Origin of the sequence: Thalassolituus hydrocarboniclasticus (genome assembly GCF_025345565.1) — a bacterium.
Classification (GTDB): domain Bacteria; phylum Pseudomonadota; class Gammaproteobacteria; order Pseudomonadales; family Oceanobacteraceae; genus Venatoribacter; species Venatoribacter hydrocarboniclasticus.
The window spans coordinates 626005-648033 of the sequence record NZ_CP054475.1 but is presented as its reverse complement, the minus strand read 5'-3'; the positions used below and the strand labels follow the sequence as shown (position 1 = coordinate 648033).

The following is a 22029-nucleotide window of genomic DNA, read 5'->3' as shown; positions in this document are numbered from 1 at the left end:
TATTTTATTGTTATCGCGTTTTTATACCTGCACTACCCGGTTGTTAACAGGTTCGATCAGGCAAAGTCGTGATCTTTGACGCGGAAGTTTTTAGTCCAGCGACGGAAGGTAAAACTGAAGCCCGGAAACATCGCAATTACCTTACCGCTTTTGCTCTTATACCAGCTGTTACAGCCCCCCTGCTGCCAGACGGTTTTGGCCATTTCATCATGAATATGACGGGTGTAGCTGTCTTCGGCACTGGCCTTTACTTCAATCAGGTTTTTCTGCCGGCGGCCGACTTCTTCGATCGCCTTCATGATGTAATTCATCTGCGCTTCGATAATAAAAATCGCCGAAGTATGACCAATACCGGTATTCGGGCCGGTAACAATAAACAGATTCGGGAAACCCGGCGCCGACGTACCTAAATAGGCACGGGGGAAATCCGCCCAGACATCCGCCAGCGTCTGCTGATTTCGACCGATAACCGGATAAGAGATTACGCCATCGGTGGCGTCATAGCCGGTGGAATAAATAATCAGATCCAGATCCAGCTGATCGCCATGGCTGGTTTTAATGCCGCTCTCATTAATTTCACCAATGCCATCAGTTTTATCGTGCAGGGTAACGTTGTCGCGGCAATAAGCCGGGTACAGGGTGTCGGATAAAATGACGCGCTTACAGCCGATGGTAAAGTCCGGCGTGACTTTCTGCTGCAGAACCGGGTCTTTAATCTGCTTTTTAATATGCGCACGGGCTTTACGGCCTGCCAGCAATTCCAGCATGGTGGATGAATATTTAAAACCAATTACGCGGCTTTCCAGCCCCCAATAAATCGCTTCGCGCAGCGCACGGTAAATACCACGGTTACGCAGCAACTTACGCTGCCAGCCTTTAAATACATAATCCGGGCGCGGCAACACCCAGTGTGGTGTGCGCTGGAAAATATGCAGATGACCAACATCGGCCGCGATGGCCGGAATAATCTGTGCGGCGCTGGCACCGCTGCCGATAATCGCGACCCGTTTACCTTTATAGTCGTAATCGTGATCCCAGTTATTGGTGTGGAAGGCTTTTCCCTTAAAGCTGTCGCGGCCTTTAAACTGCGGAATCACCGGGGTGCTTAATGGCCCGGAGGCATTGATAACAAAACGCGCCTGCAGCACGCCTTTACCATCGACATGCACGTGCCAGCGCTGATCAGCGTCGTGCCATTCGATTTTTTCAACATTGGCGTGGGTCAGGGTCTTTTCCCGCAGGCTGTGTTTATCAATCACATGATTCGTGTACTGCTGCAGTTCATGCTGTTCGGCAAACATCTGCGACCAGTCATACGGCTCGGATTCGATCGAATACAGCGGCGACTGCACATCCACCGCAGCACCAGGATAGGTATTCTGTGCCCAGGTACCGCCCATAAATTCACGCCGCTCGAGAATAACAAAATCGTCGATACCACGTTTTTTAAGATTGATGGCGGCACACTGACCACCAAAGCCACTGCCGATAATGATCACACCATAACTGGACATACAGACCTCTTCGCCCGGCACCGGCCGGAAATTTTATTGTTATATTGCACTCGCCAGTAAATCTGACGACAGATGTCCTCACTTTACTTCTGAGGACACTTGTCGTCAAATTGCTGTACGAGTCATTTCCGGACAATTTTTCCGATGGGAAAACCCACCGCCAGCAACGGCGAACACACCACAAGCGATGCTCCGGCAGCCAGAACAGGCGGACGCACCTATGGCGGCCAAAGCCAGCAGCAGCGCAAAGCCCAGCGGCGCCAGCAGTTTCTGCAGGCCGGGCTTGAAGTGTTCGGCACCGAAGGCTTCCGCAATGCCACCGTGCGTGGCCTGTGCCGTCAGGCGCAGCTGACCGACCGCTACTTTTACAGCGAATTCGGTAATCTCGAAGGCCTGCTGCAGGCGGTATACGGCCAGTGCATGGACAGCATCAGACAGCAGCTGTTTAACGCTTTCTCTCAGGCGCAGCCCGGCGGGCAGATTGAAGTGTTGGCACAACAAGGACTGGCGGCCTTTTTCAGTGCCATGCAGGACGCCCGTGTCGCACGGGTCTGTATGCTGGAACTGGAAGGCGTCAGTGCAGAAACCGACCGTTTCTATCACGGTTACATGCAGGATTTTGCCAATATGGTGATGACGCTGGCGCGCACCGTACACCCACACTGGCAACTCAGTGATGAGGAATCCGCGCTGCTGGGAATGGGCTTTATCGGCGCCATGCGTCAGGTAACGACCTACTGGCTGCAGAGCGGTTGCAGTGCCTCGCAGCAGACACTGGTCAGCACCGGTATGCGCATGATTATGGGACTGGTGCGACAAATAGAAAGTGAACAATAAGCTCATCCCGCGCCGGATAAAACCTGCGCACATCGTGTGTTGCATAACAGCCCGCCGGTATATGGTGGGCCGGGTAATAAACAGCGACTGAACTCACTGTAAAAACTTACACAACCCTGCTGCTTTTCAGCCATGCTTCTGTTCTTTCCATTCCCTCCGCAAGAGACACCACGGGTGTGTAGCCGAGTAAATCTCTGGCTTTATCAATGGAATAAGAGGCTTTTCTCGACAGCATAGCCAGCGAACTCCGGTCTATTTCAGTATTGGCATTTAATACCGTATTAAAAATAAACGAGCCGATGCTGGTTATACCTTCGGCGACACGGGTGGGTAAGCATACTGGCTCTGTGGTTTTTCCAAGCCATTTATAATGATTATTAAAAAACTCTCTGCATTCTATGCCTGTGCCATCGGTTATATTAAAAGTCTGGCCCTTCCCACTTTCTTTTTCAGCAGCCAGAACAATACCATCCACCAGGTTATCGATATAAACCGGGCTGAATATCCCTCTGCCCATGGCTGGTAAAACAAATTGTTTTTTACGGATCATCGCCAGAGGAATAAGAACCCAGGGTCTGGACCCCGGACCATAGACATCTCCCGGACGAATAATCGTTGTGCAGATATCTCCTGCGGCATGAGCCGCCAGAAAGCCGTGTTCGCTCGCTGCTTTGGCATCACAATATGAAGATCCACTCAGAACCGAGATACTGCAGCTTTCGTCCTGATCAGCATCAAAGTTCAGCCCATAGGCTGCGATTGAGGAAAGATGAACAACGCGTGCAATCTGATGCTTTTTGGCAGCAGCAACCACCTGCTTCACACTGCCAACACTTACCTTCTGATACATGTCCGCTGATGCCGTATTTGAAACGACAGCGGCTGTATGAAAAATGATGTCGCACCCTTTTGCATGTTCCTGCCATTCTCCGGCATTGGCAACATCACCGCGCACAACGTTGCGGGAAGGATCGGCTGTAATATCGACGCCACAGATATCAATGCCTTGCTGTCTGTAACGCTCCATAATTGCCCGGCCGATAAAGCCATTAGCTCCGGTTACAAATATTTTTTTTATTTTATGCACGCCTGAACCCTTACTGAGATTTACGGATAATCAGATAAATACGGCCCCATCTGACAGATAAGGTTTCGCAACGAGACCATCACCGTTTTCTCTGCCTGCACAGCGGTTCAATACAAGCGGAGAGGTATTCATTATTTTTATCATCTTGCCATGCCTGCTGATGGTTTATCCCAGCCAGCGGAAGAGAGTAAACTGACAACATTGGTAGTCAGATTAATTCTGACTACAAGCGTTGTCAAATGTAAAAAGGGAGCCAAGTGAGTAGTTCATCATCCCCAATGCCGGGTAAGAAATATGCAGGATGTTCTTCAGAAGAGCGTCAGAAGCTGAGACAAGAGCAGATCATCGCGGCCGGCATCCGTTTATTTGGCAGCCTGGGCTTCCATAACACCAGTGTCAGGGCAATCTGCGGTGAAGCAGGCCTGACCAGCCGTTACTTCTATGAATCTTTCGAAAGCACTGAGGCACTGCTGATTACCTGCTATCAGCAGCTGATGTCAGACTTCCAGCAAAAACTTCTGCTGACGCTGAAAGAAAGCGCAGACATTAACGACTTTATAAATAAGGGACTGTACTGCTTTTACCGGGAAGTCAGTAACCCGGCCTTTGCGCAGATTACAATGCTGGAGGTGCTGGGCATCAGTGACAGTGTGGATGTCATTCATATGGGCCAGACCCGGTCTTTCGGCCTGCTGATGATAGACACTCTGGCGACGTCCCGCTTCGCGGTTAATGTCCCCAGAGCCAGACTGGAAGCTCTGGGATACTCTGTTTGCGGTGCCTTGGCATTCAGCGCTATCGACTGGATGAAAAGCGGGTATAGGCTATCTATCGACGATGTTGTGGCAAACAGCAGGATGATTTTATCCGGAGTGGTCGGACAACTGGGAGCTGAGTAAAATTTTCCTGCGCACCGGTAACGGGCAGCGATTAGCCGCCCTCCCCGGCGTTCTGCAGTCTCATACCGGATTGTCGATATCGACAAACTCCACATTCAGACCAAATTCATCGGCCAGATATTCACCCAGCGCTTTGGCGCCGTAACGCTCGGTTGCGTGATGGCCGGCACTGAAAAAGTGGGTGCCGGTTTCTCGCGCCAGGTGCACCGCCGGTTCATTGATTTCACCGGTTAAATAGGCATCGACGCCGGCATTAACGGCCACCTGTAAATAGCCCTGAGCGCCACCGGTACACCAGCCAATGGTTTCGATGGTGTCGGTTTCTTCGCCGATGTGCAGCGGCTCGCGCTGCAGGCATTCGCCCAGCCAGGCGCTGAATTCTTTGCCGCTCATGGGGCGTGGCAAACGCCCGATATGACCCGGAATGCTGGGGTCGTCTTCACTCAGCGGGCCATCAATCTGCAGCCCAAGCACATCGGCCAGCTGCACGTTATTGCCATACACCGGGTGACCGTCGAGGGGCAGATGATAGGCAATCAGGTTGATGTCATTAACCAGCAAGGCTTTCAGACGCTCACGCTTAATGCCGGTAATACGCTCATCTTCCCCTTTCCAGAAATAGCCATGGTGTACCAGAATCGTGTCGGCTCCACGCTCAATAGCGACGTCGATTAATGCCTGACTGGCGGTAACACCGGTCACGATATGGCTGATATGTTCACGCCCTGCCACCTGCAGCCCATTAGGGCAATAATCGCGGAAGCGCTCTGTTTGTAAGAGTGAGTCAAGGTGCTTCAGTAATTGGCGGCGCTCAACCATGATATGGCCCTCATTTATATTCTGATAAAATGCCGGTTTATATTTTCAGATGGCCCAGTTTATGGGTTACGGGGGATTCACAGCAAATGCGTTCTGCTCAGTTCATTGTGAATACACTGGTGATACCGGTTCTGGTTGGTCTGGTCGTCGCCTTTGCCGTGCTGCTCTGGGCGCCGCAGCTGGTCACCCCCACAGCACCTCAGGCTCCGGCGGTAACCTATGCGCCAATCGCCGGCATAGGTCCGATGCCCGAGCAGACAACGGCCGCGCCCGGCAGCAGCATGGCGCATATGGGGCCGGTCAGCTATGCCGATGCCGTTGATCGCGCGGCACCGGCGGTGGTGAATATTTTTACCCGCAAAGTGGTGCGGCGCAAAACCCATCCGCTGTTTGATGATCCGTTTTTCCAGCGTTTTTTCCGCACCAACCCTGAACCCAACGAGCGCATGCAATCCAGCCTCGGCTCGGGTGTGATTATGTCACCGGATGGCTATGTGCTGACCAATAACCACGTGATTCACGGCGCCGACCAGATTGTGGTCGCCCTGCACGATGGCCGTGAGGTGAATGCCACCGTGGTCGGCACTGATCCCGAAGCCGACCTCGCCGTACTGAAAATTGAGCTGGAAAACCTGCCACAGATTCAGGTCGCCCACGACAGTCAGCTGCGTATCGGCGATGTGGTACTCGCCATCGGCAACCCCTTTGGTGTTGGCCAGACGGTAACCCTCGGCATCGTTTCCGCCACCGGCCGTAACCAGCTGGGATTAAACACCTACGAAGACTATATCCAGACCGACGCGGCGATTAACCCCGGTAATTCCGGCGGTGCTCTTATTAATGCCTACGGTGAACTGGTTGGTTTAAATACTGCCATTTTCTCCAAATCCGGCGGCAGTCAGGGCATTGGCTTTGCCATTCCTGCTGAGGTTGCCAGCCGCACCCTGACCGATATCGCCACCCACGGCACCACAATTCGTGGCTGGCTCGGTATTGAGGTGCAGGAATCGACACCACAATTGCTGACCGCCCTCAGTCTGCCGCAGGCATTAACCGGCCTGATCGTTACCGGAATTTATCCCGATGGGCCTGCCGATCAGGCGAAACTCGCCATCGGCGATATTCTGGTGCGGATCAATAATCAGGATGCGGCCAACGCGCGCAGTGCTATGAACCAGATTGCCGCCTTGCGCCCGGGCGATGGCATTGATCTGGAATTTATCCGCGCCGGACAAAAAATGCAGACCCACGCCATTGCCGGCCAGCGTAAAGCGCATCAGCAGTAATTTCTGTGAAAAAAGCCGCTCATGGTCACAATGACACATAGGCAGCATCAGGCTTAGCCGCTAAACTGGCGCAGCCATTCAACGATAAAAGGAACTTATCATGCGAGCCATCGCACCCGGTTTACGCCGATCCTCTGCTCTGCTGTTGGGCTGTACTCTATTCACCCTCAGTGCCTGCACCAAAACCCCGGATCTGCCTTTAGGCCAGGAACTGCCGGTTAAAGGCGAAGAAGTGCTGTTTAAAGACATCAGCACCCTGCTGACCGATCACCTGAAAGAACAGTACGCCAACGACAATATTCTGCGCGATACCCACCCCAAAGATAACGGCTGTATCCGCGGCAATTTTGTGGTTAACGAACAGATTGATGAGCGTTACCGTCATGGTATTTTTCAGCCGACGGCCAGCTACCCGCTATGGATGCGCTTTTCCAACTCGGTCGAAGAAATCACCAGCGATAAAGAAAAAGATTTCCGTGGACTGGCGATAAAACTGACTCAGGTTGAAGGCAACCGTCTGCCGTTACCGGGCGACGAACAACACACTCAGGATTTTTTATTCCTGGGGCACGATGCCTTTTTTGCCGCTAACCCGCAGCAGTTTTTCGACTTCTTTGATGCCAATTTTAATGGCAAGCGCCTGAGCTTTTTGCTGACCCATCCGCGTGGCGCCTGGAATATTCTGCGCGGCGCCAAGGTCTACAATAATCCGCTGAATGTAAAATGGAACAGCGTAACGCCCTATGCTCTGGGCCTGCCACTGGAAGGCAGCGATGGCGTACAGACTTACCCAACTGTCGTGCGCTATGCACTGCGTACCTGCTCCGATAATCCGGGCCAGATGACCGACTCCGACGATTACCTTGCAGAAAACCTTGCCGAGCAACTGAGCAAAGGCAGTGCCTGCCTCGACTTTTTAATTCAGCTGCAAAAAGACCCTAAGGATAATCCGACTGAAAACGCCCTGATCAGCTGGGACGAAGAAGACTCACCCTTTATTCCGCTGGCGCGGATTAATATTCCACCACAGAGTTTTACCTCTGAGGCGCAAAAACAATTCTGCGAAAATATCTCCTTTAACCCGTGGCACAGCCTGGAAGAACACCGCCCTATTGGCGGCATTAACCGCGCCCGCCAGGTCGTGATGAAAGATATTTCCGACTTCCGTTTACAGGCCAATGGCGTTGAACGTTTTGAGCCGACCGGGCATGAGGTGTTTGAATAACATCTGTAAATGCGGAGCATAAAAAAACGGGCTTTAAAGCCCGTTTTTTTTATGTCTGTTTTTTATGCCGTTCTTTCTAAGTTCAGCCGGCTTAAATTACAGTGCTTTCAGCGCATCCAGCAGAATCCGGTTCTGCTCATCCGTGCCAATGGTAATACGCAGGAACTGGGCAATACGTGGTGTTTTAAAATGGCGCACGATAATGCCCTGCTCACGCAGCAACGCGGCCAGTTCTCCGGCATCTTTTTGCGGATGACGGGCAAACACAAAGTTCGCGGCTGATGGCAGTACGTCAAAACCCAGCTGCTCAAGACCGGCAACAACGGTATCGCGGCTGTTGATCACACGCTGACAGGTATCGTCGAAATACTCACGGTCATCGAAGGCTGCGGCCGCACCGGCAATCGCCATACGATCCAGCGGATAGGAGTTAAAGCTGTTTTTAATACGCTCTAACGCTTCGATTAAATCCGGGTGACCAACGGCAATACCCACACGCAGACCGGCCAGCGAACGTGACTTGGACAGCGTTTGTGTGACCAGCAGGTTCGGATACTGGTTGACCAGCGCAATAGCCGTTTCACCACCGAAGTCGATATAGGCTTCGTCGACCAGCACCACAGTATCGGTATTTTGCTTAAGCAGCTGTTCAATCGCGGCTAATGGCAGCAGACATCCTGTGGGCGCATTCGGATTTGGGAAAATAATGCCGCTGTTTTCTCCGGCTTTGTCACGGGTGTAATCAGCAATATTAATCTGAAAGTTTTCATCCAGCGGAATCTGTTTTGGCTCAATGCCGTACAGACCGCAGTACACAGGATAAAAGCTGTAGGTAATATCCGGAAATAACAGCGGCTTGCCGTGCTGGAATAAACCATGAAAGGCATGGGCCAGCACTTCATCAGAACCGTTACCAACAAATACCTGCGCCGTGCTGAGGCCGTAATAATCAGCGACCGACTGTTTAAGACGGTCACCGTTCGGGTCCGGGTACAGACGCAGATCGTCGTTCACTTCCGCCTGCATCGCCGCAATCGCCTTAGGCGACGGGCCGTATGGGTTTTCGTTGGTATTGAGCTTTACCAGCCGCGTCATTTTCGGCTGTTCACCCGGTACATAAGGCACCAGGTCTTTTACAAACGGGCTCCAGAACTGACTCATTGATATCAGTCCTTAATACGGTATTCGGCGCTGCGGGCGTGGGCGGTGAGGAATTCACCACGGGCCAGCACAGAAGCGGTTTTACCCAGTTCAGAGGCGCCATCGGCCGAGCACATAATCAGCGACGAACGCTTCTGGAAGTCGTACACACCCAGAGGTGATGAGAAACGCGCAGTGCCGGAGGTCGGCAATACGTGGTTCGGCCCGGCACAGTAATCGCCCAGCGCTTCTGCGGTGTAACGGCCCATAAAGATGGCGCCGGCATGGCGGATGGCTGGCAGCCAGGCTTGCGGATCTTCTACCGATAATTCCAGGTGCTCCGGTGCAATGCGGTTGATGATGGCAATCGCATCGGCATCGCTTTGCGCGTGAATCAGGGCGCCACGTTCGGTCAGCGAGGTACGGATAATTTCGGCGCGCTCCATGGTTGGCAACAGCTTGTCGATGGAGGCTTTAACGGCATCAAGGAAATCAGCATCGGTCGACACCAGAATCGATTGCGCATCTTCATCGTGTTCCGCCTGAGAAAACAGATCCATCGCAATCCAGTCCGGATCGGTCTTACCATCGCAGACCACCAGAATTTCGGACGGACCGGCGATCATATCGATACCAACCTGGCCAAACACCATACGCTTGGCAGTCGCCACATAGATGTTGCCCGGGCCAACGATTTTATCCACACCCGGAACGGTTTCGGTACCGTACGCCAGCGCGGCAACCGCCTGCGCACCACCCACGGTAAATACGCGGCTGACGCCGGCAGCGGCTGCAGCAGCCAGTACCAGCTGGTTCAGTTCGCCATCGGGGGTTGGCACCACCATGATGATTTCCTGCACACCGGCAACGTGAGCCGGAATCGCATTCATCAGCACAGACGACGGATACGCCGCTTTACCACCGGGAACGTAAATACCGACGCGATCCATCGGCGTTACTTTCTGGCCTAAAAGAGTACCGTCAGCTTCGGTATAGTCCCAGGAATCCTGTTTTTGCTTTTCGTGATAAGCACGCACACGCTCAGCAGCCAGCAATAATGCGGTGCGGCGTTCGGCCGGTAATTCGTCGAGGGCTTTCTGCAGCTGCTCCTGATTCAGTTCCAGCTGCGCCATCGAGGACACATTCATACGGTCGAATTTATTGGTGTATTCAATCAGTGCCGCATCGCCGCGGGTACGGATATCGAACACGATGTCAGATACGGTTTTCTGCACCTGAGCATCAGACACAGCTTCCCATGCCAGCAGAGTATCCATCTGCTGCGCATAGTCCGGCTGAGCAGAACTGAAACGGCGGATTTCGATCGTCATGGTATTACTCCGGAAAATTAAGCCTTGGCCTGGCGCTGGCGTTCTACTGCCGCCGCCATCTGATCAATGATGGGCTGAATCTGCGCATGCTTTACTTTCATGGCCGCGCGTCCGGCCACTAAACGTGAGCTGATCGGGGCAATTAAGTCGCGCGCTTCCAGACCATTGGCCTTCAGGGTATTTCCGGTATCGACGATATCCACAATCATATCGGCCAGGCCCATGATCGGCGCCAGCTCCATACCACCGTACAGTTTGATGATGTCTACCTGACGACCCTGCTCGGCAAAGTAACGCTTGGCGGTATTCACAAACTTGGTGGCCACTTTCAGACGGCCCTGTGGCATCACGGCATCTTTAATTGCCGCCGTCATCAGACGGCAGGTGGCAATGTTCAGATCCAGCGGCTCGCACAGGTTGTTGCTGTCGTATTCCATCAGCACATCTTTACCGGCCACACCCAGATCGGCGGCGCCGTATTCCACGTAAGTGGGTACGTCGGTGGCACGGATCACCACCAGCTTGATATGGTCATGGTTGGTATCAAAAATCAGCTTGCGACTCTTATGAATGTCTTCTGCCGGATGGATACCGGCTTCCGCCAGCAGGGGCAAAGTGTCATCCAGAATGCGCCCTTTCGACAGGGCAATGGTTAACGGCTGAGTCATCGTGTTGCTGATCCTCTCTTGTCTGTCAGCGATCCGGCAGGGCGTGCGTATCAGGCTGATACGCGACGGATATTAGCGCCCAGTTGCTGGAATTTTTCTTCAATACATTCGTAACCGCGGTCAATGTGATAGATGCGGTTTACATCGGTCGTACCACTGGCCACCAGTGCGGCAATCACCAGCGAGGCGGATGCGCGCAGGTCGGTTGCCATCACCGGTGCACCCTGTAGGGTTGCACGGCCGGTGACAATGGCGGTGTTACCTTCAACATGAATATCCGCGCCCATACGCACCAGTTCCTGAGCGTGCATAAAGCGGTTTTCAAAGACGGTTTCAATCACGGTACCTGTACCTTCGGCAACCGCATTCAGCACCATAAACTGGGCCTGCATATCGGTTGGGAATGCCGGGTGCGGCGCGGTGCGGATATTTACCGCTTTCGGCCGTTTGCCATGCATGTTCAGCTCAATCCAGTCCGGGCCGGTGGTGATTTCTGCTCCGGCTTCTTCAAGCTTATGCAGTACCGCTTCCATAATTAACGGGTCGGTGTCTTTGGTGCGTACCCGGCCACCGGTTACGGCGGCAGCGACCAGATAGGTACCGGTTTCGATACGGTCCGGCAGCACATCGAATGAGCAGCCGTAGAGTTTCTCAACGCCTTCAATCACCAGAGTGTCGGAACCGGCACCACTGATTTTCGCGCCCATGGCGTTCAGACAGTTCGCCAGGTCAACCACCTCGGGTTCACGCGCAGCGTTTTCGATGGTAACGGTGCCGTCAGCCAGAACCGCCGCCATCATAATGTTTTCCGTTCCGGTTACGGTCACGGTATCGAGGAAGATATTGGCGCCATGCAGACGGCCGCCCGGAACGTGGGCTTTGATGTAACCGTCCAGCACTTCCACTTCTGCGCCCATGGCTTCCATACCACGCAGGTGCAGATCCACCGGACGTGAGCCGATGGCACAACCGCCAGGCAGCGACACTTCCGCTTCGCCGTAACGTGCCAGCAGCGGGCCCAGCACCAGAATGGAGGCACGCATGGTGCGCACCAGGTCGTATGGAGCAACACAGCTCTTCACGCCGGCGCAGTCGGTTTCCACCGACATGTCTTCATTAATAGCGACTCCCACGCCCATGCAGCCTAACAGCTCCAGCATGGTGGTGATGTCGTGCAGGTGCGGCAGGTTACCCACCCGCATCACACCTTCGGCCAATAAAGTGGCCGCAAGAATAGGTAACGCTGAGTTTTTAGCGCCGGAGATACGGACATCACCGTCCAGACGCTTTCCACCCACAATTCGTAATTTATCCATAAGGGGTCTTATTATTCGGCTTTTTCAGCAGGCGTATAGGTACGGATGGTGACCGCATGAATACGACCATCCGCAATGTAAGGATTAAGCACACGATAAACGAACTGTTGGCGTTTAACGGCATTGAGGCCATCAAACACATCGCCAACGGCTTCTACTTCGTATTTATAGCCGTCACCATCAACGTGCCAGCTCACTTCAGGGGATTCTGTTTGCAGAATTTGCAGAATTTCCGCCGGGGACATACCGCTTCACCACTCAGCTTGGGGAAAACGCCCAATCATAGCGGATTTATGTGTCAGGGCGAAGTAAATGGCGGCGGCAATGTGTAATGAAAGGATGAAAGCGGGTAACAGATCACAGGCATGCGTCGGGACTCAGGCCAGCAGGGGCTCAAACAGTGAGTCCAGATCGCTGATGCTGATAATAGGCTTCATATGTTCAGGCAGATTCTCAATATGCAGATCAACACCGGCCGCTGTCGCGCAGCGCAGCCACTCCAGCAATAAAGCAACACCGGCACTGGATACTTCACTCACTGCGGCCATGTTCAGCGTCCATTGCCCCTTTGCGGCACGGATCAGCTTTTCCCCGGCGGGCAGAACACTGACCACAGTGGTTGCCAGCAGGCTGCCAGCCAGCTCGGCACGGTTATCATCAATACGGGTCAGCGCTACGTTCATGGTCTGTCCTCAGTCTGCTTATCGCGGGCATCAGAAGCCCGGGCTTGTTTGCGTAATTGGCGGCCCTGCTCCTGCAGGCTGGCGCTCCAGCTTTCTATCGCGGCACCAATATCGCCATCACGCTCCTGTACCATCTGCTCAAATTGCTCGGCGAACAGCTTGCCAACATTAATGCCGTTAACAATTACGTTCTGCGCCATCCAGCGCTGGGCATGATGGTGAAAATACATGCTCTGGGTAATAGGAAATACCTGACCTGCGGAAGTCACAACTTCCAGATCGACCAGGGTGTTGCGCAGGGTATTTTCCACGTCCGTTTTTGGCGGCAGCACCCGCACCTGATAATCATCAAATTCAAGCAGCGCCAGCGCGTAGGAGTCCAGCAGGCTGCGTTTAAATACCATGGCAAAGCGTTTGCGCTGCTCCGGTGTAGCGTCACGGTAATGGCTTCCCATAATGCGCCGGGTCAGGCGCTGAAAGTCGACCATCGGGCCAAGCACATCTTCCAGCTCCCAGAAAAAACGCGCTTTATCCGTCTCGTAGATATCGCGGTTTTTGCTGATCGACACGACCACTTTCTCGGTAGCGGCCCGCACCACATCATGAGCCTGCTCTGCCAGCTCTCCGGAGCCGGTGGCATGGCTCACAGCCCACGGCATCAAACACAGCAGCAATACCAACAACAAACTACGCATGGCTAACTCCCTTTAACCACCGGAAATTCAGCCCTCTTCGGCCTTATTAAACAGGAAGCGGCCGATCAGCTCTTCCAATACCAAAGCTGACTGAGTGTCTTCAATCCAGTCACCACTCTGCAGGTATTCCTCTTCAGCACCAACCGTCAGGCCGATGTACTTCTCTCCCAGCAGACCTGCGGTCAAAATAGCCGCCGAAGTATCTTTGGTGAGCGTGCTCATGGTTTTGCTGATTTCCATTTCCACCACGGCAGAGTACCACTCAGGGTCGAGATACACCTTGGTCACCCGGCCAATGGTGACACCGGACATCGACACTTTAGCGCGCTCAGTCAGACCACCCAGATTCTCAAAGCGTGCCTTGATGGTGTAAGTATCACCGGCATCCTGCAGTGACAGGCCACTGACGCGGAACGCCATCAGCACCAGAGCCACAATCCCCATCACCATAAAGGCTCCGACGGTAATTTCGATATAACGCATGCGCATGATTAAACGCCTCCCAGCATGACGGCTGTCAGTACAAAATCCAGTCCCAGCACCGCCAGTGAGGAAATCACCACCGTCTGAGTCGTTGCTTTACCGATACCTTCCGAAGTCGGCACCGAATCATAACCCTGATACACCGCGATCCAGGTCACCACCACACCAAATGCCACCGACTTGATGATGCCCTTTACCACGTCTTCATAAAACTCGACCGACGCCTGCATGTTGCCCCAGTAGGCGCCATCGTCGATGCCCAGCATATCCACCGCCACAAAGGCGCCGCCCCAGATACCAACCGTAGAAAACAACAGCGCCAGTATCGGCATGGAAATAATGCCGGCCCACAGACGCGGTGTTATTACCCGCTTGAACGGATCGACACCCATCATTTCCATGGAGGATAACTGCTCGGTGGCTTTCATCAGACCGATTTCGGCGGTTAATGCCGAACCGGCGCGACCGGCAAATAACAAGGCGGTTACCACCGGCCCCAGTTCACGCAGCAGCGTCAGCGACACCATGGTGCCGAGCGCCGCTTCCGAGCCGAAGTCGATCAGAATGTTGTAGCCCTGCAGGCCCAGCACCATGCCGACGAAAAAACCGGCGACGACAATAATAATGAGGGAGCGCACGCCAACCGAATAAATCTGCTTCAGCAGATCATAAAATCCGGCACTGCCCGGCCCGCCCCAAAACAGCGAATTTTTCAGCAATAAGGTGCCACGGCCAATGGCTTCGATGGCGGCGGTACCACTGCGGCCAACGGCCTGTAGTTGCTCCAGTAATTTGCCCAGCATTAATTCACTCCCGCCAGAATATCGCTGCGGTAATCATCCGCCGGATAATGGAAAGGCACAGGACCATCCGGTTCGCCACGCAGAAACTGGCGTACCTCATCGTTACCTTCATTGATTAATTCTTCCGGAGTGCCGAAGCCAATCACGCGGCCATCGGACAGCAGGCACAGGTAGTCCGCGATAGCACAGGACTCTTCGACATCGTGGGACACCAGCAGGCTGGTCAGTCCCAGCGCTTCATTAAGACCACGGATCAGCTTAACGATCATGCCCATAGAAATAGGATCGAGGCCGGTAAAAGGCTCGTCGTACATAATGATTTCCGGGTCCATGGCAATGGAACGCGCCAGCGCGACCCGACGCGCCATGCCGCCGGATAACTCGGCCGGAGAAAGATGTCGCGCACCGCGCAGACCAACCGCCTCGAGTTTCATCAACACCAGATCACGGATCATGGATTCCGGTAAGTCGGTGTGAACACGCAGCGGAAAAGCGACGTTATCGAAAACATTAAGGTCGGTGAACAGGGCGCCGGTCTGAAACAGCATGCCCATTTTTTTGCGGCGCAGATCAAACAGTTCTTTGCGTGGCAGCGTCGGCACATTGTGTCCGTCCACCATGATGGTACCGCTGTCCGGTAACAGCTGACCGCCAATCAGACGCAGCAACGTGGTTTTACCCGTGCCACTCGGTCCCATAATGGCCGTCACTTTGCCACGCGGAAAATCCACATCCATATTGTTGTAAATCAGCCGGTCACCACGGCTGAAACTCATTCCACGAACAGAGACGTAGGGCTGACTGACGGACATGAATGTCGTCCTTTTAACTCGGTACGGATAGTCGGGCTAGCATAGCGGAATGTCCTGACGGAACCAACGCCCGTAACGCTGTGTAACAGCATCAACATAAAACGCTGAGTTGCAATTGCGTGCAGAATTACCTTGGGTACAATGTCGCGCTGAATTTTCTGCTGATAATTAACTCTGGTGCCCCATGCTCACAGCCTATGCTGCCGTTATTGCTGGTCTTATTATTCTGGTTTGGAGTGCTGACAAGTTTGTTATTGGCGCTGCAGCTTCCGCCCGCCGCCTGGGCATGTCGCCTCTGTTAGTTGGCCTGACCATCGTTGCCATGGGCACCTCCGCGCCGGAGATGTTCGTTTCCGCGGTGGCTTCCCTCGACGGTGCAGGCAACCTCGCTATTGGTAATGCCCTCGGTTCAAACATCACCAACATCGCTCTGGTGCTGGGCATCACTGCACTGATCAGCCCGATTCCACTGCAGAAAAAACTGCTGAAGAAAGAGCTGCCATTGCTGATTCTGATCAGCATCATCGGTGGTCTGACACTGGCCGACCTCGAACTGAACCTGACCGACGCCATCATTTTATTCAGCGCCATGGCTGTAGCCCTGTACCTGATGTTTCTTGATACCAGCGAATCCGGTGAAGCCATTGTCGATGAAGACGAAGCCGCCGAGATTGAAAATACCCCAATGCGTACCGCCGTGTTCTGGCTGGTAACCGGTCTGATCGCGCTGATGTTAAGTTCCAAGCTGCTGGTCTGGGGCGCCACCGAAATTGCCCGCGCCTATGGTGTCAGTGATCTGGTGATCGGCCTGACCATTGTTGCCATCGGCACCAGCCTGCCGGAACTGGCAGCCTCTGTTGCCAGCGCCCTGAAAGGCCACCACGATATCGCCATCGGTAACGTGATCGGCTCCAACATTTTTAACCTGCTGACCGTCATGCCGATCCCGGGCCTGCTGGCCGTAACCGTGGTTGATCCACTGGCGCTGTACCGCGACTATGCCGTGATGATGGCACTGACTCTTGCTCTGTTGGTTCTGTTTTTAATCAGTTATCGTAAGGGCACTCTCGGACGTTTCGCCGGTCTGTTCCTCACCACCAGCTACGCTGGCTATCTGGCATCCCTGTTTTATATGGCTAACTCATGACCACTGATATGAATTTCGATTTTCTGCAATCTGCCCGCCGCACCATCAAACTGGAACAGGAGGCCATTGCACAGCTGGAAGGTCGCCTGACCGATGATTTTGCCACCGCCTGTCAGCTGATCCTGAACTGTGAAGGCCGCATCGTGGTCACCGGCATGGGTAAGTCCGGCCATATTGGCAACAAGATGGCGGCAACCCTGGCCAGTACCGGCACGCCGGCGTTTTTTGTGCATCCGGGTGAAGCCAGTCATGGCGACATGGGCATGATTCAGCCGTCCGATGTGGTTATCGCTTTATCCAACTCCGGCGAAACCGGCGAAGTCACCAGCCTGCTGCCACTGCTCAAGCGTCTGGGCACCGCTCTGATCAGCATGACCGGCAATCCGCAGTCGACGCTCGGCCGTGCTGCCAACGCTCATTTGAATACCGGCGTGAATCAGGAAGCCTGCCCGCTCAATCTGGCACCAACCTCCTCCACTACCTGCGCTTTAGTCATGGGCGATGCACTGGCGGTTGCCCTGCTGGAAGCCCGCGGTTTCACCGCCGAAGACTTTGCCTTCTCTCATCCGGGTGGCTCCCTTGGCCGCCGCCTGCTGCTGAAAGTGGAAGACATCATGCACGGTGGCGAGCAGATTCCGGTGGTATCCCCTTCTGCCACGCTGTCTGAAGCCCTGCTGGTTGTGACCTCCAAAGGTCTGGGCATGACCACCGTACAGGACAACGGCAAGCTGGCCGGTATTTTCACCGATGGCGACCTGCGCCGCGCAATCGATCACGGCGTTGATATTCACACCGCCACCATGGCCGATGTGATGACTCCGGGTGGCAAAACCACCACACCCGGCACTCTGGCGGCGGAAGCACTGAAGCTGATGGAAGACAACAAGATCAACGCTCTGGTCGTAAAAGACGGTGACGCAACCGTCGGCGTCATCAATATGCACGACATGTTACGCGCGGGCGTGATCTGATGCGCAAGCGCTATCTGCTGCTGCTGCTGACCCTGTTTTTTGGTCTGGCCCTGCTGGCAGTGGATCGCTACACACTGGAGCAGGCTCCGGCCCTGAGTGAACTGCAGAATCACGAGCCGGATTACTACGGAGAAGGGCTGCATAACCGCCAGTACAACAGTGACGGTGAGTTGCAGCAAACCTTTGTCGCCGCCCGCTCCACCCATTATCCGCAAACCGGCAGCACACTGCTCAGCGAGCCGCTGCTGATGTCAGAAGACGACGATGGCCAGACCTGGCAGGTCAACGCCAACGAAGGTACGCTGCTCGATAACGAACATTCGCTGCGCCTGATTGGCGATGTAAAAATCCGGCCGCTCAATCCTGCTGATGCTGCTGACGACCTGCTGATCGAAACCAGCACGCTCACCTATCACAGCCGCCAGCAACTGGCCGAAACCGATCAGCCGGTAACCATTACCAGCGCACAGGCACGCATCAATGCAACCGGTATGACACTGGATATCGCGCGCCAGCGCATGGAATTCAAATCACAGGTGGATACCCGCTATGTTCCGCAATAATTACCACTTTCTGGCCGGCCTGCTGTTACTGTGCTGCACGTCGGTTACGAGCGCGTTACCCGATGACTGGCAGCAGGAAATGACCATTCTTTCTGACCACGCCGAGCTGGACCGTAAAGCCGGAGTGGTCATTTATCAGGGCAACGTCGTGCTTACTCAGGGAACGATGCGTATTGAATCGGAGCGCCTGCTGATTATCCGCTCCGGCAATGCGCTGGAAAAAGCCATTGCCGAAGGAACAGCGAAGCAACCCGCACGCTATCAGCAACAGATCAATCCCGGTAAACCACTGACCAAAGCCCACGGTCAGCGCATTGATTACTTTGCCCAGCTGCGGGAAATCACCATTCAGGGCAATGCCCGGCTGGAACAGGACGGCAACCTGTTCAGTGGTGAGCGCATTCTCTATGACATGACCAAAGAAACCGTCAGCGCCAGTGGCGGCACCAGCACCTCTGCCCAGGGCGGCAACGAAAACGACAAACAACGGATTAAAGTTGTGATTCAGCCACAGGCTCCGGCCGAACCGGCAACCGGCACTGACAGCAAGCCAGCACAGGAATAACCATGAAAACCCTGAAAGCCGAAAATCTGGCCAAAAGTTATAACGGCCGGGAGGTGGTGAAAGACGTATCCATGTCAGTGCAAAGCGGGCAAATCGTCGGCCTGCTGGGGCCCAACGGCGCCGGCAAAACCACCTGTTTCTACATGATTGTGAACCTGGTACAGGCCGACAAGGGCCGCATCAGAATTGACGACGAAGACATCAGCCATCTGCCGATGCACGGCCGGGCGCAGAAAGGCATCGGCTATCTGCCACAGGAAGCCTCCATTTTCCGCAAGCTGAGCGTAGCCGATAACATCCTCGCCATTCTCGAAACCCGCAAAGACCTCAACCGCGCACAGCGCCTGGAAAAGCTGGAAGAGCTGCTGAATGAGTTCCATATTCAGCATATCCGCAACAGCCTTGGCATGGCGCTGTCCGGTGGTGAAAGACGCCGGGTCGAGATTGCCCGCGCGCTGGCGGCTGAACCGTCCTTTATTCTGCTCGATGAACCCTTCGCCGGGGTTGACCCGATTTCTGTAGCTGACATCATGGACATCATCCGACAACTCAAGGCGCGTGGCATCGGCGTACTGATTACCGACCACAACGTACGGGAAACTCTGGCTATCTGTGAGAAAGCCTATATTGTCGGAGGGGGCCACATCATCGCCGAAGGCACCGCTGAACAGGTATTGGCCAGCGAGCAGGTGCGCAAGGTATATCTGGGCGAGGACTTCCGCCTGTGATGGCCTCTCAGGCAGCAGAGAAGCGCCTGATGATTCAGCGCAAAGGAAGATGCACAAAAGATTCCAAGGTTTACCGCTTGGCGTATAATGCACAGACTATGCCGATACTGAGTGATTACTGAACTTTTATGAAAGCGTCTCTTCAGTTAAAGATGGGTCAGCACCTGACCATGACCCCTCAGTTGCAACAAGCCATCCGCCTGCTTCAGCTGTCTACCCTCGACCTGCAGCAGGAGATTCAGGAAGCCCTCGATTCCAATCCGATGCTCGAAGTCGAAGAACACGAGCACGATGACCTGCCCGACCTGTCCCGCAACAGCGATCACGACACCAGCACCAGCCACGAAGTCAGCAGTCAGGACGACAGCCATAACGACACCCCAGAGCTGGACGAACAGTGGTCACAGGAACAGCTACCCGACGACCTGCCGGTCGACAGTCAGTGGGAAGACACCTACCAGACCACCGCCAGCGTTGCCTCCGGCAGCAGCAGTAATGCCATCGACGACGATTTCGACTACGACTCACGTCATGCCAGCACCGAAGATCTGCAGGACCATCTGCTGTGGCAGCTTAACCTGACTCCGATGTCGGACACCGACCGCGAAATTGCCCTGATGCTGATTGATGGCGTGGATGACGACGGCTACCTGCATACCACCGTTGAAGATATTCTGGAAAGCATGGACCCCGCACTGGACGTCGAAGAAGACGAAGTGATGGCCGTGCTGCACCGCCTGCAACAGTTTGATCCCGCAGGCGCGTTCGCCCGCGACCTACGTGAATGCCTGCTGCTGCAACTGCAGCAACTGCCGGCAGAGACCCCATGGCTGAACGAAGCCAAAATGGTTATCCGCGACTATATCGAGTTGCTGGGCAGCAAAGATTACCCAACGCTGATGCGCAAAACCAAGCTGCGCGAAGATGACCTCAAAGCAGTACTGCGCCTGATCAAAGAACTCAATCCCAAGCCGGGTGCCGGTATCAGTGCCGAGCAGGCCGAGTACGTAGTGCCCGACGTACTGGTACGCAACATCCGTGACGAATGGCGGGTTGAACTGAATCCGGAAATCGCCCCCAAGCTGCGAGTGAATGCTGACTACGCCTCACTGGTCCGCCGCTCCGATAACAGCACCGATAACGCTTTCCTGCGCGATCACCTGCAGGAAGCGCGCTGGTTTATCAAAAGCCTGCAAAGCCGCAATGAAACCCTGCTGAAAGTGGCCACCAAAATCGTCGAATATCAGATCGAATTCTTCGAACAGGGCGAGGAAGCGATGAAGCCGCTGGTTCTGCACGATATCGCCGAAGCCGTTGGTATGCATGAATCCACCATTTCCCGGGTAACCACCCAGAAATACATGCACACCCCGCGCGGTATCTTCGAGCTGAAGTACTTTTTCTCCAGCCATGTCAGCACCGATGGCGGTGGCGAATGTTCCTCTACCGCAATCCGTGCCATGATTAAAAAACTGATTGCCGAAGAAAATGCGCGCAAGCCGCTGAGCGACAACAAAATCGCCGCAGTGCTGGGCGAAAAAGGCATTCAGGTCGCACGGCGCACGGTGGCCAAATACCGTGAAGCCATGATGATTCCGCCTTCAAATGAACGTAAACAATTGATTTAAAAACAACAGCCAGCAACAAGGAGTCTGGACATGAAGATCAATATCAGCGGTCACCACGTTGACGTTACCGAATCTCTGCAAGTGTACGTAGACGAAAAAATGTCCAAGCTGGGACGCCACTTTGACAACATCACCAACGGCCAGGTAACCCTGACCGTTATTAAAGAGCGCATGATTGCTGAAGCCACCATTCACGTCAGTGGTGCTGACTTGCACGCCAGCGCCGAGCACGATGATATGTATGCGGCCATCGACCAGATGACAGACAAGCTCGACCGTCAGGTTCTGAAGCACAAAGAAAAACTGGTGGCGCGGCAACACGGACAAGGCTGATTAATGGACATTCGCATCGAGGATATCCTCACACCGGAACGCACCCTGATTGACGCACCGGTGTCCAGTAAGAAGAAATTACTGGAGTACCTGGCAGGTTTTATCGCTGAGCAACTCAGCGACAGCTCCGCCGACGATATTTACGAGCGATTACTCGGCCGGGAACGCCTTGGCAGCACCGGGATTGGCGAGGGTATCGCCATTCCCCACTGCCGCCTGAAGCAGTGCGACCAGGCCATGGGCGTACTGCTGCGTCTGGTGGAACCGGTGGATTACGACGCCATTGACCGTAAGCCGGTCGATCTGGTGTTTGCTCTGCTGGTTCCCGAAGAAGCCACTGAACAGCACCTGCAGGTGCTGGCCATGCTGGCACGCAACTTCAGCGAGCCGGCCTACCGCGAGGCACTGCGCAAAGCGCCGGATGCGCAACGGTTTTATCAGCGGGCACTGAGCGGACAACCGGGCTGACATCAGCCCAACGGCCAATGGAGGAGCA

At 54.4% G+C, this 22029-nt stretch carries 25 protein-coding genes; 12 read left to right on the top strand and 13 right to left on the bottom strand.

Going from position 1 to position 22029, the window contains the following annotated elements; all coding sequences use genetic code 11:
• Window positions 1-56 precede the first annotated feature (56 nt).
• Window positions 57-1514: a flavin-containing monooxygenase gene (locus tag HUF19_RS02755; protein WP_260998388.1), complete on the bottom strand. Its 1458-nt coding sequence runs from the start codon at window positions 1512-1514 to the stop codon at window positions 57-59.
• A gap of 144 nt (window positions 1515-1658) precedes the next feature.
• Between HUF19_RS02755 and HUF19_RS02750 the strand changes: the two genes are divergently transcribed.
• A complete protein-coding gene (locus HUF19_RS02750) occupies window positions 1659-2351 on the top strand; it encodes a TetR/AcrR family transcriptional regulator (protein ID WP_260998387.1) in 693 nt (230 codons plus the stop codon).
• A 106-nt stretch (window positions 2352-2457) separates the two neighbouring features.
• On the opposite strand, the gene HUF19_RS02745 is transcribed toward HUF19_RS02750, so the two are convergent.
• A complete protein-coding gene (locus HUF19_RS02745) occupies window positions 2458-3438 on the bottom strand; it encodes an NAD-dependent epimerase/dehydratase family protein (protein WP_260998386.1) in 981 nt (326 codons plus the stop codon).
• A 257-nt stretch (window positions 3439-3695) separates the two neighbouring features.
• On the opposite strand from HUF19_RS02745, the gene HUF19_RS02740 reads away from it, so the two are divergent.
• The gene (locus HUF19_RS02740; RefSeq protein WP_260998385.1) at window positions 3696-4337 is read left to right on the top strand and encodes a TetR/AcrR family transcriptional regulator; all 642 of its coding nucleotides are present in this window, start codon (window positions 3696-3698) and stop codon (window positions 4335-4337) included.
• A gap of 60 nt (window positions 4338-4397) precedes the next feature.
• Here the strand turns inward: HUF19_RS02740 and HUF19_RS02735 are convergent, their stop codons facing one another.
• Entirely contained in the window at window positions 4398-5156 is a 759-nt protein-coding gene (locus HUF19_RS02735) for a Nif3-like dinuclear metal center hexameric protein (protein WP_260998384.1), read from the bottom strand.
• An 86-nt stretch (window positions 5157-5242) separates the two neighbouring features.
• On the opposite strand from HUF19_RS02735, the gene HUF19_RS02730 reads away from it, so the two are divergent.
• Together HUF19_RS02730 and HUF19_RS02725 are read left to right on the top strand one after the other, a co-directional pair.
• The gene (locus HUF19_RS02730; protein ID WP_260998383.1) at window positions 5243-6442 is read left to right on the top strand and encodes a trypsin-like peptidase domain-containing protein; all 1200 of its coding nucleotides are present in this window, start codon (window positions 5243-5245) and stop codon (window positions 6440-6442) included.
• 100 nt (window positions 6443-6542) lie between these two features.
• Window positions 6543-7667, top strand: a complete 1125-nt coding sequence (locus HUF19_RS02725; RefSeq protein WP_260998382.1) for a catalase family protein — start codon at window positions 6543-6545, stop codon at window positions 7665-7667.
• Window positions 7668-7763: 96 nt separating this feature from the next.
• On the opposite strand, the gene hisC is transcribed toward HUF19_RS02725, so the two are convergent.
• The 10 genes from hisC to HUF19_RS02675 form a co-directional block, all read right to left on the bottom strand.
• Window positions 7764-8828: a histidinol-phosphate transaminase gene (gene hisC / locus HUF19_RS02720; RefSeq protein WP_260998381.1), complete on the bottom strand. Its 1065-nt coding sequence runs from the start codon at window positions 8826-8828 to the stop codon at window positions 7764-7766.
• Between the two features lie 5 nt (window positions 8829-8833).
• A complete protein-coding gene (hisD, locus tag HUF19_RS02715) occupies window positions 8834-10138 on the bottom strand; it encodes a histidinol dehydrogenase (protein ID WP_260998380.1) in 1305 nt (434 codons plus the stop codon).
• A 17-nt stretch (window positions 10139-10155) separates the two neighbouring features.
• On the bottom strand, window positions 10156-10806 hold the full coding sequence (gene hisG, locus HUF19_RS02710; RefSeq protein WP_145471023.1) for an ATP phosphoribosyltransferase: 651 nt from the start codon (window positions 10804-10806) through the stop codon (window positions 10156-10158).
• Window positions 10807-10856: 50 nt separating this feature from the next.
• A complete protein-coding gene (gene murA / locus HUF19_RS02705) occupies window positions 10857-12122 on the bottom strand; it encodes a UDP-N-acetylglucosamine 1-carboxyvinyltransferase (protein WP_260998379.1) in 1266 nt (421 codons plus the stop codon).
• An 11-nt stretch (window positions 12123-12133) separates the two neighbouring features.
• Window positions 12134-12367, bottom strand: a complete 234-nt coding sequence (locus tag HUF19_RS02700; protein WP_145471025.1) for a BolA family protein — start codon at window positions 12365-12367, stop codon at window positions 12134-12136.
• Between the two features lie 132 nt (window positions 12368-12499).
• Complete coding sequence (locus HUF19_RS02695) at window positions 12500-12805, bottom strand: STAS domain-containing protein (RefSeq protein WP_260998378.1); 306 nt, start codon at window positions 12803-12805, stop codon at window positions 12500-12502.
• Window positions 12802-13500, bottom strand: a complete 699-nt coding sequence (locus tag HUF19_RS02690; protein ID WP_260998377.1) for an MlaC/ttg2D family ABC transporter substrate-binding protein — start codon at window positions 13498-13500, stop codon at window positions 12802-12804. The genes HUF19_RS02695 and HUF19_RS02690 overlap by 4 nt, the downstream gene beginning before the upstream one ends.
• Window positions 13501-13527: 27 nt before the next feature.
• Window positions 13528-13989, bottom strand: coding sequence for an outer membrane lipid asymmetry maintenance protein MlaD (gene mlaD, locus HUF19_RS02685; RefSeq protein ID WP_260998376.1), 462 nt, complete (start codon window positions 13987-13989; stop codon window positions 13528-13530).
• 2 nt (window positions 13990-13991) lie between these two features.
• Window positions 13992-14786: a lipid asymmetry maintenance ABC transporter permease subunit MlaE gene (gene mlaE, locus HUF19_RS02680; protein ID WP_260998375.1), complete on the bottom strand. Its 795-nt coding sequence runs from the start codon at window positions 14784-14786 to the stop codon at window positions 13992-13994.
• Window positions 14786-15598: an ABC transporter ATP-binding protein gene (locus tag HUF19_RS02675; RefSeq protein WP_260998374.1), complete on the bottom strand. Its 813-nt coding sequence runs from the start codon at window positions 15596-15598 to the stop codon at window positions 14786-14788. The genes mlaE and HUF19_RS02675 overlap by 1 nt, the downstream gene beginning before the upstream one ends.
• A 184-nt stretch (window positions 15599-15782) precedes the next feature.
• Between HUF19_RS02675 and HUF19_RS02670 the strand changes: the two genes are divergently transcribed.
• From HUF19_RS02670 to ptsN, 8 genes are all read left to right on the top strand, one after another.
• Complete coding sequence (locus HUF19_RS02670) at window positions 15783-16745, top strand: calcium/sodium antiporter (protein WP_260998373.1); 963 nt, start codon at window positions 15783-15785, stop codon at window positions 16743-16745.
• A complete protein-coding gene (locus tag HUF19_RS02665) occupies window positions 16742-17716 on the top strand; it encodes a KpsF/GutQ family sugar-phosphate isomerase (RefSeq protein WP_260998372.1) in 975 nt (324 codons plus the stop codon). Before HUF19_RS02670 ends, HUF19_RS02665 begins: the two co-directional genes overlap by 4 nt.
• The gene (gene lptC, locus HUF19_RS02660) at window positions 17716-18279 is read left to right on the top strand and encodes an LPS export ABC transporter periplasmic protein LptC (protein WP_260998371.1); all 564 of its coding nucleotides are present in this window, start codon (window positions 17716-17718) and stop codon (window positions 18277-18279) included. The genes HUF19_RS02665 and lptC overlap by 1 nt, the downstream gene beginning before the upstream one ends.
• Entirely contained in the window at window positions 18266-18844 is a 579-nt protein-coding gene (gene lptA / locus HUF19_RS02655; RefSeq protein ID WP_260998370.1) for a lipopolysaccharide transport periplasmic protein LptA, read from the top strand. The genes lptC and lptA overlap by 14 nt, the downstream gene beginning before the upstream one ends.
• A 2-nt stretch (window positions 18845-18846) precedes the next feature.
• Window positions 18847-19572 carry an LPS export ABC transporter ATP-binding protein gene (gene lptB, locus HUF19_RS02650; RefSeq protein ID WP_260998369.1) on the top strand — a complete coding sequence of 242 codons (726 nt, stop codon included), beginning with the start codon at window positions 18847-18849 and terminating at the stop codon, window positions 19570-19572.
• 128 nt (window positions 19573-19700) lie between these two features.
• The gene (locus tag HUF19_RS02645) at window positions 19701-21200 is read left to right on the top strand and encodes an RNA polymerase factor sigma-54 (RefSeq protein ID WP_260998368.1); all 1500 of its coding nucleotides are present in this window, start codon (window positions 19701-19703) and stop codon (window positions 21198-21200) included.
• Between the two features lie 30 nt (window positions 21201-21230).
• Window positions 21231-21533 carry a ribosome hibernation-promoting factor, HPF/YfiA family gene (hpf, locus tag HUF19_RS02640; RefSeq protein WP_260998367.1) on the top strand — a complete coding sequence of 101 codons (303 nt, stop codon included), beginning with the start codon at window positions 21231-21233 and terminating at the stop codon, window positions 21531-21533.
• A 3-nt stretch (window positions 21534-21536) separates the two neighbouring features.
• Window positions 21537-22001, top strand: a complete 465-nt coding sequence (gene ptsN / locus HUF19_RS02635) for a PTS IIA-like nitrogen regulatory protein PtsN (RefSeq protein ID WP_260998366.1) — start codon at window positions 21537-21539, stop codon at window positions 21999-22001.
• Window positions 22002-22029 lie beyond the last annotated feature (28 nt).